This is a genomic window from Planococcus sp. RAB007_Raresut (assembly GCF_057369535.1).
In genome coordinates this window covers 395,347-409,467 of record NZ_JBXYIF010000002.1, presented here as the reverse complement: position 1 = coordinate 409,467, position 14,121 = coordinate 395,347, and the positions used below count along the sequence as shown (strand labels likewise).

At 47.6% G+C, this 14,121-nt stretch carries 11 protein-coding genes, 1 tRNA gene and 1 pseudogene; 4 read left to right on the top strand and 9 right to left on the bottom strand.

Going from position 1 to position 14,121, the window contains the following annotated elements; all coding sequences use genetic code 11:
- Nucleotides 1–71: 71 nt before the first annotated feature.
- From AC2Q9J_RS06005 to AC2Q9J_RS05985, 5 genes are all read right to left on the bottom strand, one after another.
- Complete coding sequence (locus AC2Q9J_RS06005) at nucleotides 72–1,001, bottom strand: GGDEF domain-containing protein (RefSeq protein ID WP_499038065.1); 930 nt, start codon at nucleotides 999–1,001, stop codon at nucleotides 72–74.
- Between the two features lie 11 nt (nucleotides 1,002–1,012).
- Nucleotides 1,013–1,810: an alpha/beta fold hydrolase gene (locus AC2Q9J_RS06000; protein ID WP_499038063.1), complete on the bottom strand. Its 798-nt coding sequence runs from the start codon at nucleotides 1,808–1,810 to the stop codon at nucleotides 1,013–1,015.
- Nucleotides 1,811–2,053: 243 nt separating this feature from the next.
- On the bottom strand, nucleotides 2,054–2,686 hold the full coding sequence (locus AC2Q9J_RS05995) for a Yip1 family protein (RefSeq protein WP_499038061.1): 633 nt from the start codon (nucleotides 2,684–2,686) through the stop codon (nucleotides 2,054–2,056).
- Between the two features lie 226 nt (nucleotides 2,687–2,912).
- Nucleotides 2,913–4,280 carry a copper amine oxidase gene (locus tag AC2Q9J_RS05990; RefSeq protein WP_499038059.1) on the bottom strand — a complete coding sequence of 456 codons (1,368 nt, stop codon included), beginning with the start codon at nucleotides 4,278–4,280 and terminating at the stop codon, nucleotides 2,913–2,915.
- A gap of 353 nt (nucleotides 4,281–4,633) precedes the next feature.
- On the bottom strand, nucleotides 4,634–6,094 hold the full coding sequence (locus AC2Q9J_RS05985) for a SulP family inorganic anion transporter (RefSeq protein ID WP_499038057.1): 1,461 nt from the start codon (nucleotides 6,092–6,094) through the stop codon (nucleotides 4,634–4,636).
- Between the two features lie 174 nt (nucleotides 6,095–6,268).
- Here AC2Q9J_RS05985 and AC2Q9J_RS05980 point away from each other — a divergent pair, with 174 nt between their 5' ends.
- On the top strand, nucleotides 6,269–6,811 hold the full coding sequence (locus AC2Q9J_RS05980) for a recombinase family protein (protein WP_499038056.1): 543 nt from the start codon (nucleotides 6,269–6,271) through the stop codon (nucleotides 6,809–6,811).
- A gap of 53 nt (nucleotides 6,812–6,864) precedes the next feature.
- On the opposite strand, the gene AC2Q9J_RS05975 is transcribed toward AC2Q9J_RS05980, so the two are convergent.
- The gene (locus AC2Q9J_RS05975; RefSeq protein ID WP_499038054.1) at nucleotides 6,865–7,284 is read right to left on the bottom strand and encodes a universal stress protein; all 420 of its coding nucleotides are present in this window, start codon (nucleotides 7,282–7,284) and stop codon (nucleotides 6,865–6,867) included.
- A 202-nt stretch (nucleotides 7,285–7,486) separates the two neighbouring features.
- Between AC2Q9J_RS05975 and AC2Q9J_RS05970 the strand changes: the two genes are divergently transcribed.
- A complete protein-coding gene (locus AC2Q9J_RS05970) occupies nucleotides 7,487–8,356 on the top strand; it encodes a patatin-like phospholipase family protein (RefSeq protein WP_499038052.1) in 870 nt (289 codons plus the stop codon).
- 82 nt (nucleotides 8,357–8,438) lie between these two features.
- Here AC2Q9J_RS05970 and selA read toward each other — a convergent pair whose 3' ends face one another.
- The 3 genes and pseudogenes from selA to selB all read right to left on the bottom strand — a co-directional run bounded on the left by selA (nucleotide 8,439) and on the right by selB (nucleotide 12,030).
- The gene (gene selA / locus AC2Q9J_RS05965; RefSeq protein WP_499038050.1) at nucleotides 8,439–9,851 is read right to left on the bottom strand and encodes an L-seryl-tRNA(Sec) selenium transferase; all 1,413 of its coding nucleotides are present in this window, start codon (nucleotides 9,849–9,851) and stop codon (nucleotides 8,439–8,441) included.
- 30 nt (nucleotides 9,852–9,881) lie between these two features.
- Nucleotides 9,882–10,064, bottom strand: a pseudogene (locus AC2Q9J_RS05960) (Rdx family protein); the annotation flags it as partial.
- Between the two features lie 67 nt (nucleotides 10,065–10,131).
- Nucleotides 10,132–12,030: a selenocysteine-specific translation elongation factor gene (gene selB / locus AC2Q9J_RS05955; RefSeq protein WP_499038048.1), complete on the bottom strand. Its 1,899-nt coding sequence runs from the start codon at nucleotides 12,028–12,030 to the stop codon at nucleotides 10,132–10,134.
- Nucleotides 12,031–12,166: 136 nt separating this feature from the next.
- Between selB and AC2Q9J_RS05950 the strand changes: the two genes are divergently transcribed.
- Together AC2Q9J_RS05950 and AC2Q9J_RS05945 are read left to right on the top strand one after the other, a co-directional pair.
- Nucleotides 12,167–12,263, top strand: a tRNA-Sec gene (locus tag AC2Q9J_RS05950).
- An 841-nt stretch (nucleotides 12,264–13,104) separates the two neighbouring features.
- Complete coding sequence (locus AC2Q9J_RS05945) at nucleotides 13,105–14,115, top strand: glycosyltransferase (protein ID WP_499038046.1); 1,011 nt, start codon at nucleotides 13,105–13,107, stop codon at nucleotides 14,113–14,115.
- Nucleotides 14,116–14,121: the final 6 nt, after the last annotated feature.

Here is a 14,121-nt window from a genome sequence, read left to right as displayed (position 1 = left end):
CTCCTAAAATAAGAGCTTAATAATTATACAAAACAATAAAAAAACCTTGCCGCAAAGGCAAGGTCCACCATTCAAGAAGAAACCGTCACTCGATTCCGTCCAGCATTTTTTGAATTGTATAAAGCCGTATCCGCTTCGTTCAATAAATCGGAAAAAGTATTGCAGCCGGAATTGCCGGCGACACCGATGCTGACGGTAATCGGCTGATAGGACCAGTCCTTCATTTCGACGTTATGCCGTATTTTTTCCGCAACTTTTTCTGCCTCCGCTAAATCCATTTCCGGTAGCACAGCAACAAATTCTTCTCCGCCAAGACGTGCAGCAAAACCTGCCGTCCCAATGGTACTGGCCAGTACATCCGCCAATTCCTTCAAAACTACATCCCCTGCATGATGCCCGAAACGATCATTTACCCTTTTAAAGTAATCGATATCAATCATCAATAATGCAAGGCCGCTTTCTTCAATAATGTCAGGCAGGAACTCTTCCAGATAGCGGCGATTTTTCAAGCCAGTCAGCACATCCGTAATAGTCAATTCCTTCAGGCGTCCGTTCATCACATTCAATTCTTCGCGTTTGCATTCCACTTCATCCAGCAAAAATTGAAGCTGGCTGTTCGCTTCAGCTGTCGCCCGGCTTATCTGTTCCGCTTCCCGCCTGGCGTTCAATAATTCATTTTCATATTCATTTCTGATCGGTACTTGCATGAAGGCACATTCAAGGAAGTCGTTTCTTTTCTTTGTGTTCATCAACACCGGTATCGGGCCATCAGGGCCTTTCAACCTCAAAAACATTTCGCTGACGGCCCCGTGCGTGATGATTGCTGGAATGAAATACGTTTGAAAGTAGACTCTCGAAGCAATGGTCAGTAAATCATGCATATGAGTGGGAACAGCTTCCAAATGTGCCATTTCAATCATTGTCCGGTTCATCTCAATTATTTTCAATTCCTGGTCCATGACCAGATAGCCCACTGGGGCAAAATCCAATTGTTCCTCCATCAACTCAACTCCTAACCAGCCAAATACGCTTTGATGACTGCGGCCGTCTCTCCGGCATCGCTGATGTGGGGGTTATGGCCCAATGCTTTCATGACGAGCAGCCGGCTCCCCTCGATATGGTCGTGCACATACTGCCCTACCTCGAGTGGCGCTATGGCATCGAATTGGGTTTGTAAGATTAAAGTCGGCACCCGCAACTTGCCGAGTTCCGAACGCATATCTGAAGTGAAGGTCACTTCCGCAAACTGACGGGCGATTTTCGGATCATTCGAACAAAGCAATTGCTCAAAGTTTTCCGCGAGCTCCGGACGATCCTCGTTGCTCATGACAACCGGCGCTAAATATTTTGCCCATTCTTTGTAGTTCACTTCCATCATGTCCAACAGCTCATTTATATCCGTTTTGTCGAATCCGCCCTTATACCCGGGCTCATTCATGTAATATGGAGACGGCCCGATCATCACCAGCCGGCTGAACAATTCCGGACGTTCAATCGAAGCAAGCATCCCGATCATGCTGCTGACTGAATGGCCGACGAAGATGAAATTATCGTCTTCAAGTGAATCACAGATTTCCAGCAAATCCTGCTTGTATCCGTATAAGCTGCTGTAGCGTTCTTCCGAGTATGCTGTTTTATCACTTTGACCAGAGCCAACGTAATCGTATGTAATCACTTTATAATCATCTTTGAATTCATCAATGACTTCTTTCCACACCAATTGGTCACAGCCGAAACCGTGGCCAAAGATAATTGCTGTTTCCCCTTGCCCCGTAATTCTCACATTATTTCTTTTTGCAACATCCACCATGCCAGTCCACCCATTCCCTTTTGCTTCGCTTTTACTTTATAAAACTTCCAATGGGACTATCATATCAAAGAAGCCGTCCAATCCATATGGACAAATTGTATATATGTAAATGTATAACAATAAACGTGACATTAGACCCTCCCGGCAATTAACCAAGTCATTACTGAAAGAATTTTTTGCTTTTCAGGAGCTTCGCCAATGAAAAAGCCTTTCTCCTTTTAACGGAAAAAGACTTGATTGCTCTTATGAAAAAATGACAGAAGCGACAAACAGTAAGCCCAATACAAAAATGGTTAACAGCGGAATCAGAATGATGATAGCACCTTTCCATGCTGACAAGCCGTGTGCTTCCCCAACCGCTTTGCTTTGCACCACAAACGTCCAAATCGATATGACGAATAAAATGGCAGACAGTATGCCATTCAACACAAGGTCGCTTCCGGTATAGCCATCCATCGACTCTGTAAAATAACTTGTCGGCCATATGAAAATCCACAGCAATAAAACAGGGATCAGCCAAATTTGAGGGATTTGACCTGCAAGCAGAGCTCGGAACAATTCGTCGTAAGTACCTGTTCCTTTAAAAATTTTGCCGATCCATAAAGCAATGATCGCCCCGATCATATTGCCGATCGCTGCAATAAGCGGACTGAGTATCAAACTACCCAATACCAATGACCAAATTCCGAAGCTCTCATCGAAATCCGTATCCATCGCGCCAATTAGTATGGAGACGTAACCTGTCAGTACCAGCAGCAGAAAAATAAGACGGGAGTTCTGTTCTTCGATAACCTGGCGAACGGTCTGGCGCGGTTTTGTCCAGATTGCTGTAAATGGGTTCAATCGTGTGTCAGGTGTTTCTTTGGATAGATTCATAAATGGACACCTGAGATGAAGTTGTTTATTATCTCTTTCTCTCTGATCATGTAATTGTATCCCCCTTATTTTCCCATTATTTAGAATCTACTTTTAAATGTCAATAGTTTCTGAAAATAATCCATTTTTTACTAAGTTGATTTTGCGAACCGACTGTTTTCAAAGGGTTTATTTGGCATAGAAAAACCGGCCATTGACTGGCCGGCTCGTGACTTCCTTCTATATATTATTGTTTACGTGCTCTGAACGCCATAGTTGTCGTCAATGCCGCAAGCATCAAGCCAGCGAAGATCCATAGGTAAGGAATCGTTCCTGCACCTTCAGCTCCGCCAAGACCAGTGGCAGGCATTTTTTCAGGCATTTCAGCGCCGCCGAATTGTTCAGGGAACTGATCCGTGATGGCTGCTGACAATCCAGCTGCCGGCATAGTCATGTGCGCATAAGCTTCGCGCATTGAAGCGTAAGCTGCGTCGTAGTCACCAGCTACATAAGAATCGAATGAAGCAAGCAATTGGCTGACGTGTGCAGTCAAACCTTCTTCCAAAGCATCAGCCGGAACGCGTCCTTCTGTTGCTGCATCAAGCAATGCTGCCTGTTCGACGATATACCCGTCAAGATCAGCTTTCGCCTGTTCCTGAGCTTCAGCATCTCCAGCTCCAGTCGCTTTCACGTAATCAACGAAGTAGCCGATATGCGAGCCCCAGATTTCAGCGAATTGCGCTCCCGCTTCTTCACCGTATACTGATGCTACTGCTGCCGAAAGGTCATCTGCGTTGGCCATCAATGCACCAGCTGCCTGATCGAAACTAGCCGCTCCGTCAGCGCCGTCCTGCATCGCCATTACCGCAAGACCTGCGTGCTCAGTGAATGTGTAATTCAATGTTGCGCGCAAATCGATTGCTGGAGTATCAGGGTTTGTCCCATCAACCAATTCCGGGAATTGATCAGCGATTGCGATTGATAATGTTTCAGCGAACATGCTCATGTGATGGATCGCCTCACGCTCTAAAGTGTAAGCAGTTTCGAAGTCTTCTGTAGCATATGCGTCAAATGCCTTGATCAGCTGATCAACGTGCATGTCCAAGCCTTCTTGAACTGCTGCTGCCGGTAAACGTCCTTCAGTTGCTGTATCAAAGAATTCAGACTGTTTTTTCTTATACTCTTCAAGTTGAGCCAAAGCTTCATCTTTTGCCGCTTGGTCGCCTTCACCAGTCGCTACTACGTAATCAACAAAGTAACCGATATGCGAGTTCCAGATTTCCTGGAATGCCGCGCCGCCTTCTTCACCATATATAGAAGCTACTGCCGCTGTCAGGTCATCCGAGTTTGCAAGTAATGCAGCTGAAGCCTGATCGAAATCGGCTGCGCCGTCAGCGCCTTTTCTCATTGCTTCGACTGCCAGGAAAGCATGTTCCGTAAGAACAGTATCCAATTGGATGCGAAGTTCAGCCGCTGCTGTATCCGTCGCTACATCTGTTTGCGCCGATTCGTTAGTTCCGCTCGAATGTGATCCGTGGCTGTCGGCAAGTGCCGCCGTTGGTACCAACATTGCCAAGCTAAGTGGAAGTGCTACTAAAAGTTTGTTCATTTTCATTATGAATCTCTCCTTTTTCCTGTTTTATTTTTTCGTTCTGACTGTATAACGCAGGCGGGTCTTTTTTAGATCACATTTTTTTAAATAAAATCTGAAAAAGGTTTTTTCCTGAATGGAATCGTGCAGATTTAAGCTTGGAGAGATCGGGACGAAGGGGTTACGGGCGGTTAGCGGGATTTGCGGGCGATTAATTTAATTTGCGGGCGGTTAGAAAATTTTGCGGGCGATTATTCTTTTTTTCGGGCGTTCAGCGCAATCCACTCGATTTGCAGTTACAAAATTGTCCCTGCCCCATTTTCGCCCAAAGAAAAACAGCCTTTCTACTATAAGAAAGGCTGTTACATAAAAACTATTTAATGTGTCGGTAACTTAGCTTTATCACTCTTAAATATCGCCAGCTGGTCAATCAGCTTCTGGCTGCCTGTATCGAGGCCGACAACATCGACTTGATTGCCGTTCTCCCTGAACTTCAGGACGACACGGTCAACGGCGCCGACGCCGGAATCATCCCAGATATGAGCATCTGTGAAATCAACGACCACTCTTTCGTCTTTAATGTCATAGTCGAATTTCTCAAGGAAATCTTCGACAGAAGCAAAGAACAATTGGCCTTCCACCTGATAATGCGTAGCATCAAGCAATCGCTTCTGCACTTTGATCTTCGAAATCTTGGCTACGAAGAAAATAGCACTCAACAATACGCCGGCCAGCACACCCATCGATAAATCATGCGTGTAAACGACGATAGCGACCGTCGCCACCATTACAATTGCGTCCGCTTTCGGCGCTTTTCTCAAATAAGAGAAAGACTTCCAGTCGAATGTTCCGATCGATACCATAATCATGATGCCGACAAGCACCGGCATCGGAATCTGAATGACAACATCACCCAAAACAATGATCAGGAACATCAGCAAGGCACCGGCGACAAGAGCCGACAACCGGCCTCTGCCTCCGGACTTCACATTGATGATTGACTGGCCGATCATCGCACAGCCGGCCATTCCGCCAAAGAACCCGGTAACGAAGTTGGCGATACCTTGCCCGCGCGCTTCTTTATTTTTATTGCTTCCCGTATCTGTCATGTCATCGACAATGTTGGCCGTCAATAAGGTTTCGAGCAGCCCGACAACCGCCAAGGCCAAGGAATAGGGCAGGATAATCATTAAAGTTTCCAGATTAAAAGGCACATCCGGCAATAAAAACGCTGGCAACGTCTGGCTGATTGTTCCCAAGTCGCCCACAGTACGCATCTCGAAACCTGAATAGATGGCGACAGCTGTAAGCAGGACAAGTGCAATCAGCGGAGCCGGTATGGCTTTGAAGAATCTCGGTACAATATATACAATTGCCAAGGTAATGGCGACAAATACATAAGTGATGGTGTTGATGCCAAGGAAATGCGGCACTTGCGCCATGAAAATTAAGATGGCGAGCGCATTGACGAAGCCGATCATAACGGCACGCGGGATGAACTTCATAACTTTGGCGACTTTGAACACCCCGAACAAAATTTGGATGACCCCTGTCAGAATGGTCGCTGCGAGTAAATATTCCAAGCCGTGATCACGGACCAACGGCACCATCAATAACGCCATGGCGCCGGTCGCGGCTGAAATCATGCCGGGCCGTCCGCCGACAAATGCAATAATAACGGCAATACTGAATGATGCATACAAGCCAACCATCGGATCGACGCCTGCAATGATTGAAAAGGCGATGGCCTCAGGAATTAATGCAAGGGCGACGACAGTTCCTGCCAGAATGTCGCCGCGTATATTTCCGAACCATTCCTTTTTTAAAGTTTCCCCCACGATATCTTTCTCCTCTTGTTGTATAGTTTTAAGTCCTACCCCAGATTTCGGAGCCACGATTTCACAATGAGAATAGTGTATCACCAGCAATCCGAAAATGGAACCTTTTTGGTCCTTTTTTAAAAAAATAATATGTTATAATAGAAGCAATATGTTAGACGAGGAGTTTTAACCGTGCAGATTGGCTATGCGAGACCCATAGAAGGGGATATAAATTGCGACAAGCAAAAAGAGCTGTTTACTGACTTGAACTGTGATGAAACCTTCATTGAAAGCCATTCTTCCCCCAAGAAAAGAGAAGAGCTGAAAAGCGTGCTGGCACACCTTGCAACAGGAGACCGGCTGATTGTAAAAAGCTTGCATGTCCTGGCGGATTCAACGCGGCATCTGGTGGAATTGCTGGATGCGCTGGAGCAAAAGGGCTGCACCTTGTATTCGCACCGTGAACAGATTGATACAGCACCGGATAAACTGTTTACTTTCCAAAAAATTGTCCAGTGCCTTGCGGATTTTCAAAGTGATTCTATCAGTGCCAAAACAAAAGCCGGTCTTACGGTCGCCAAGGAGAAAGGCATGCACGCCGGACGTCCCAGAAAACCCGATGCCAATGTCAAAAAAGCGATTAAAATGTACGAAAGCAAAAAGTACAATTTGGCAGAGATCAAAGAACAAACGGGCATCAGTAAATCCACTTTATACCGCTATCTGGAAAACTAGAACGTCCCGACATGAAGAAAAGAGCGCCTCGGCGCTCTTTTTTTCGTTTTCTTTTATTTCACAATCAGCACAGGGCAGTTTGCTCGTTTAACTACTTTGTGGCTGACGCTGCCGAGCACCATTTCCTGCAGCGAATTCAAGCCGCGGCTGCCGATGACGAGAATGTCGAAGCTTTCCGAATTGGCATATTCCACGATAGCCGGTCCAGGAGTGCCATGCAGAATTTTTACACGGTGTTTGACATTGCCTGCGGTAATCGCTTCTTCCACCGGCTGCAATTTTTTTCTCCGCTGTAAATCCAATTCCGCTGAACTTCCACTATGCAGCACATCGTTTTTTGCATCGTCATGGTCTGCTACATAAACGATAGTAATTTGTGATTCTGCATTATTTCCCGCAATAGTGATTGCCTCTTTGGCGGCGCGAAGGGAATGGTCCGAACCGTCCACTGCCAATAATATTTTCCCGTACATCTGCCAACACCCCTTTTACCTATTAAAAGACTGGCTATAAACCCTTGTCACACTGCTTCGCCAGTTGATTTCCTAATGTCAACAGTGTACCATCAAACTTCCCAAAATTTAACCTTTATAGGAAAAATAAATTATGTGTTATGATGTAGGAAAATAACCCGAAGCAGGAGATTCTACGTTAAATCGATATGGAGGGATCGATATGTACGACAGTGGATTAGTCTTGGAAGGCGGCGGCATGAGAGGGATTTACACAGCCGGCGTACTGGAATATTTCATGGAAAAAGATCGTTATTTTCCTTATGTCATCGGCGTATCGGCCGGCGCCTGCAATGCGGCTTCGTACATCTCCAGACAGCGCGGAAGAAACAAATCGGTGATGATTGATTATGTCCGGCATCCCGATTATATTTCGCTGCGCAATCTTATGCAAAAAAGGGAATTGTTCGGCATGGATCTGATTTTTAATCAGATCCCAAACAAACTGGTTCCGTTTGATTTCCCGGCATTCCACAAGGCTAAAGAACGGTTTGTCATCGGCACGACCGATTGCGTGACAGGCGAACCGGTTTATTTCGAAAAAAATGAAAGCCCGGGTGACATCCTGTCGATTATCCGCGCTTCCAGCTCCCTCCCTTTTATGGCAAAAGCCGTTACGTATAAAGGCCATCAGCTGATGGACGGCGGGGTAGCAGATCCGATACCTTTTAAGAAGGCGCTGGCGGACGGCGTTGAAAAGCCGGTGATCGTCCTGACGAAAAGCAAAGGTTACCGCAGGAAGCCATCACGCTTTAGAAAGACGGGCCGTTATTTTTACAAAGAGTATATGGGGCTGACCCATGCACTCGAAATACGGTGGAAACTTTATAACGATCAATTGGAAGAAATCGAACGGCTTGAACGGGAAGGAAGAGTGTTCGTCATCCGTCCATCCCGAGAGATTAAAGTAAAACGGGCTGAACGTGATCCCGAGAAACTTGACCTGCTTTATCGGCAGGGCTATTCAGACGCCCAGCATGCTTTTGAAGCGATGGAAAACTGGCTGCAGGCGAAAGCTGTGGAAACCAGTTAACTCTATTAGTCTAACTTAACGTAAGAGTGGCAAAAACCCCGGTCAGCCTCCTGTTTTACAGAGGTATGCCCGGGGTTCTTTTTTATTCTGTTGCCGCAATATCAACAAGACTCTGTATGATGTCATCCATTTCTTCTTCGCGCACGGTACGGAAGTCGATGCACACTTTGTCGTCCTGGATTCTCGCAATGACAGGCGGGCGACTTCCTCTTAGACGCGCCGACAATTGCTGTGCGGGAATCGTTTTATGGCGGATGGCCGTCAAGTACGTCGGAATTTGGACTTCAGGCATCGTGCCTCCTCCAATTTGTGAGACGCCATCCAGTAAGTCCAGCCGGTAATCGCCTATGCGCGATTCCATTGCTGAGATAAAATTCTCTGCCTGCTGCTTAATGTCATTGGCAGAACGCATGATATCCCGCACGGTCGGAATTTCCATCACGGCATCGCCGCCGGCCACATAGGCTTTCAGCGTTTCTTCCAATGCGGCAAATGTCATCTTGTCGACACGCAGCACGCGAGCCAGCTGATGTTTTTTCAATTTGTTTATTAGTTCTTTATTGCCTGCAATGATGCCAGCTTGCGGACCGCCAAGCAATTTGTCGCCGCTGAAGCTGACGATATCCACGCCTGCCGCAATCACATCCCCCACATGCGGTTCGCTGCCGATGCCGTGCTTCTTGAAATTGTAGAGCGCGCCGCTCCCGAGGTCTTCATAAAAAATCACACCGTCATGGCGGCTTTTCAATGCCGCCATCTCTTCGGTTTCAACTGTTGCCGTGAAGCCCGACATGACGAAATTGCTGGTATGGACTTTCATGATCATCGCCGTTTCCTCGTTGACCGCGTTTTCATAATCGAATAAATGCGTCTTATTGGTCGTACCGACTTCACGGAGATGCGCGCCGCTTTCTTCCATTATGGAAGAAACCCGGAACGATCCGCCGATTTCAACAAGCTGACCGCGGGACACGATAACTTCTTTATGTTTTGCCAACGCGCTTAATATCAAAAACACTGCCGCAGCGTTATTGTTCACGACCATGGCTGCTTCTGCTCCTGTCGCCTGTTGGATTAGGTCTTCCAGAATGTCATGGCGCGAACCGCGCTTTCCTTCAGCGATGCGGTATTCCAGATTAGAGTAGTCACGCGCTGCCCGTGTGACATGTTCAACTGCCTTGCTGCTCAAACGCGAACGTCCGAGATTGGTATGCAGCACTGTGCCGGTTCCGTTGATGACCCGCATAAGCCGGTCTTCATTCCATTCTTCTGCTTTTTTCTCCGCATTGCTGAAAATCAGCTCCCTGAAATTTTCCTCAGAAGGCGATACAGCCGATTCTCCGTTCAGGAGACCTGCGCGAAGCACACTCAATTCCTGCTGGAGGAACTTCGTGCCCTGGTCGGCAGTCAGCTGAAAGGAATGTAAAAAATCTTCAAAACGCCTGTCTTTCTGCAATTCATGGACGGGCGGTAACTGGCGCAAATATTGCTTCATCGCAAATCCTCCATCTGCCTTGTTGGTAAGCTATTTTTCAAGTTTCCGAATGATTTTACTGATCTCCGGATATTGCCTCGTTTCCAATTTCGAGTGGATCTTTGTTCCATCCACAGTTATTTCAAATGCTCCCCCGGAACTCGGGACCAGTTCGAGCGCTGTTATTTCGTTCCGGAAATGGCTAAATAATTGTTCCGCAAAACTTGCGGCTTTGGGTGCGTAATTTCATTGCATGCAAAATTCGATTACGATTTTCATTGCCATCACACTCCCTCCGTCATTATTTGCCGGTCCAGCGGCGCTGATCTTCTTCGCGCTCGGTGATTTCCAGCGAATCAAGCAGCTCCAAAAACGGTATCAGGTATTTTCTTGATAAATCCAGTGACTCTTTCGCTTCCTTCAAGCCGAATGCCGCCGCCGTGTCCTGCTTGAGTTTCATTACCGCCCGGTCAATGGCATTTCGGTGGACCATCGCATCATCCTGCAGCCGGTAAACCTGTTTTGTTTCCAATAAATACTGCGTCAAATCTGAAATCTCATCCTTCGGCAATGGCGTGCCTTCAAAATACTGCTCCCATTTATTCACTTGGATGCCGTCCTTTTCAAGCGCCGAAATGATTCCTTCCATACGCACCTTCCATTGTTTCGGCAAATGCGGTTCGAATGTGCCGAGCGCGATAAATTGTCCGGTCTTCTTCACGTCTCCTTGATCAGCCAAAGCATTCAGGCTGTATTCAATGAAAGGCTTCGGATAGCCTGCGCTAAGCAACTGGCTCAATTCCGCCTTACTCATACCCTGCCTCATCGGATAGTCTGTATGATAAGTTTCAACACGCGCACCGATTTCCCCTTTGATCTTCGAGAAAGTTTTGGCCAGGCTGAGTTTCTGCGAACCCACTTTCAGCAAGCCGCCATTCTCCAACCCCTTGGCAATCGTTTCTTTCAGAACCGGTTCATCCAGTGAAGTTTGTTGAATCAGCTGTTGCAGATCCAACAGAATGTTTTTCGATAACGCTTCTTCAACGAGATCTTCCGGTGTTCCCTGCATCACATTTTGCAGCATTTCAATCGTTTCCGGACCGAAGCGGTATTTGCCGCCTTTTGGCTGGATCACCCATCCGCCGCCCAGTGTTTCTACCGGCGTTGGCCGCCGCAGGATAAAGCGGTCGCCGCGCCGGACGACGATTTCTTCATCGAGCCGAATCTGGCACAGCACTTCTTCTTCAGTCTGCTCCAACTCATTGCGGTCAAAAAAGACGATTTTCCCCATCACTTCCGAGGTTCCCACATGCACTTTCACCGGAGCCCGCTGCTTGAGCGGCGTGAATGTGCCACCGGTGAGATTCAATGCCACATCAATCGTGTCCGTCACGAGAAAATGGTCGGATGCTACGAGCACATCGCCGCGAAATACATCCGTCTTTTCGATGCCCCCAAGATTGATCGCCGTCCGCTGCCCAGCACGCGCTTCTTCCCGCTCTTCGTGATGAACTTGAATCTGGCGCGCTTTCACTTTCAACCCTTTCGGCAATAAAGTCAGCTGCGCCCCTTTTTGTACTGCCCCTTCATAAATCGTTCCGCGCACAACCGTACCTCGTCCCTGGACCGTAAACACTTGATCAATCGGCAAACGGAATGAACCATAAGCGTCGCGGAATTTCACCTCCTGCAGGCTATTGATGATCGTTGACTGCAATTCATCGATGCCCGTCCCCGACAAACTGTCGACCAGCATATACGGCGCTCCCTCAAAAATCGTACCTTCGAGTTGTTCCTGAATATCTTCCTGAACGAGCTCCAGCATGATTTCATCAACGCGGTCGATTTTCGTGATGGCCACAATGCACTGTTCGACACCCAGAAACTGAAGAATTTCCAGATGTTCCTCAGTTTGCGGCATGACACCTTCATCTGCCGCAATAACAAGAACCACCAGATCGATTCCAGCCACGCCGGCAATCATCTGGCGGATAAAACGTTCGTGCCCCGGCACATCGATGATGGATAATTGCGTGCCGTCTTCCGTCTGGAACGGCGCGTATCCCGGTTCAATGGAAATGCCACGCTCTTTCTCTTCCTTCAAGCGGTCCGTATCCACATTCGTCAGCGCTTTCGTCAGCGCCGTTTTGCCGTGATCGATATGCCCGGCCATGCCGATCGTGTAATAAGTCTTCTCCATAATGCTCACCGTCTTCTCTGTTTGGTCGTATCTTAACTTTAAGCTTCCGCTGGGTGTGTTTCAAGCGCAGCGTTCCAATCTCATTTCTTGCGGATCTGTGATTTTCACTATACAATTAAAATCGCTTACTGATTACGGGGTTGGATGAGTGACTGGTGTCTTCCTGGGTCTTCAAAACCCTGAGGGACCTGCGTGCCAGGTCCGGTGGGTTCGATTCCCACACGATCCCGCCAATACATAGAAGAAAAGCGGAAACGGCCGCTCAGCTCCGACAAGCGTAAGACGATTTGGCGAAATGGCGTCTTTTCAGTCATGCAGTCTCGAAAAGCGGAAGTGCCTGTTCAGCTCTGACAGGTATAAGACGAATCAGCGTAGTGGCGTCTTTTGCCACGTAGCTGATTTGACTTATATCCCGAAGAGCTAGGCACTGGAGACTAGACACGGAGTGGCTTACGACTCGAGGAGTTGGCCGTTGGAGTCTGGACATAGAAAAGCGACGGCACCCGTTAAGCTCTGAAAGGCATAAGACAAAACAGCAGAGTGGCCTTGGCCACGGCAGCTGGATTGGCTTATGACCCGAGAAGCTGGGTCGCCGGAGTCTGGACATAGAAAAGCGACGGCACCCGTTCAGCTCCGAAAGGCATAAGACGGAACAGCGTCGCGGTCTTGACCGCAGAGCTGGACCGGCTTATGACCCGAGGGGCTGGGTCGCCGGAGTCTGGACATAGAACCATTCAAATTCAGGTAAATTAAAAATTAGTAAGTAAAACTTTTAATTTGTAACAAAAGCCGCCAATTCGGCGGCTTTTTCTATAACACAAGAGACTGGCGAAAGTTTGCGTGCGATTAAAATGATTTGCGTGCGATTAAAGTCTGCTTGCGTGCGATTAATTTCATTTGCGTGCGATTAACCTCCTCTTGCGTGCGTTCCGCTAAAACCGCTAAGGTTTTATTGAAATAAAAATCAGCAAGTGGTTAAAGATGACAAATTACACTAGTTTCAGGATAATTAGATGGAGACATTTTATATCCAGCTGGTTCTTCACGCCAAACACAAAAAGGATTGAATGATCGATGAAAATAGTATTGGCCGCGCCAAATTATCCACAGCCGCGGGGCAACACCGTGACTGTGCGAAGAATTGCAGCGAATTTGGAGAAGATTGGTGTTCGGACTGAAATTGTTTCAATTACAGGAGAAAACCGCGCCAGCACTTTGCCGGATGCCGACCTGGTGCACGGCTTCCACGCCTATTATTTCCATCAGTTCCTGCAGCAGCTCGGACAAAAACCGGAGCGCTATATCATTACGATGACCGGCACCGATTTGAATGCGGATCTCTTTAATCCCGAAAAACGCCCAGCAGTTCTCAGCACGCTGGAAGGCGCAGAGGCGATTCACGTTTTTGATGAAGCTGCGAAAACCACAGTGCTGAAGGAAGCCCCGCATTTGGAAGGAAAAGTCTTCGCGATTGCGCAGGGCACCAGCGAATTTTTACAGGCGAACCCTTCACACCTAAAAAAAGAAGAAGATACTTTTTTATTCGTATTGCCGGCTGGTATCCGGAAAGTGAAGAATATCCCGTTTGCCGTCCATGCCTTCCGCGAACTTCATGAAGACCATCCGAACATTCGCCTGTGGCTGGCGGGACCGGTTCTCGAACAGACGGAAGCGGACATCGTCCTTGCTCTGGCGGAAGAGCATGCCGACTGGCTGACGTATATCGGCGAAATTCCTCACGCTGAAATGGGTGCTGTTTTCGAAAACGCGGATGTTGTGCTGAATACTTCCCATTCGGAAGGGCAGCCCGCCGCAATTTTGGAAGCGATGGGCTATGGCAAGCCGGTGCTGGTTTCCAATGTTCCCGGCAATAAAGGCATGGTTGAAAATGGAAAAACCGGGTATTTATATAATGACCAAAAGCAATTCCTTGATTACGCAGCCGAGCTGATTAATAATAACGATGCAAGGCAACGCATTGGCATGCAGGCAAAACAATATGCGGCCGATCGCCATTCCCCTTCCTTCGAAGCGGAGGCTTTGCGTAAGATTTATACTTCAATCACGCAGCAAGACAATACTTAATATAGA

Bases quoted from the DNA above. Each gene is read 5' to 3' on its own strand.
- AC2Q9J_RS05990 (WP_499038059.1), bottom strand. From the start codon at position 4,280: ATGAAAATGAACAAACTTTTAGTAGCACTTCCACTTAGCTTGGCAATG.
- AC2Q9J_RS05945 (WP_499038046.1), top strand. From the start codon at position 13,105: ATGAAAATAGTATTGGCCGCGCCAAATTATCCACAGCCGCGGGGCAAC.
- selB (WP_499038048.1), bottom strand. From the start codon at position 12,030: ATGGAGAAGACTTATTACACGATCGGCATGGCCGGGCATATCGATCAC.
- AC2Q9J_RS06000 (WP_499038063.1), bottom strand. From the start codon at position 1,810: ATGGTGGATGTTGCAAAAAGAAATAATGTGAGAATTACGGGGCAAGGG.
- selA (WP_499038050.1), bottom strand. From the start codon at position 9,851: ATGAAGCAATATTTGCGCCAGTTACCGCCCGTCCATGAATTGCAGAAA.
- AC2Q9J_RS05995 (WP_499038061.1), bottom strand. From the start codon at position 2,686: ATGAATCTATCCAAAGAAACACCTGACACACGATTGAACCCATTTACA.
- AC2Q9J_RS06005 (WP_499038065.1), bottom strand. From the start codon at position 1,001: ATGGAGGAACAATTGGATTTTGCCCCAGTGGGCTATCTGGTCATGGAC.
- AC2Q9J_RS05970 (WP_499038052.1), top strand. From the start codon at position 7,487: ATGTACGACAGTGGATTAGTCTTGGAAGGCGGCGGCATGAGAGGGATT.
- AC2Q9J_RS05975 (WP_499038054.1), bottom strand. From the start codon at position 7,284: ATGTACGGGAAAATATTATTGGCAGTGGACGGTTCGGACCATTCCCTT.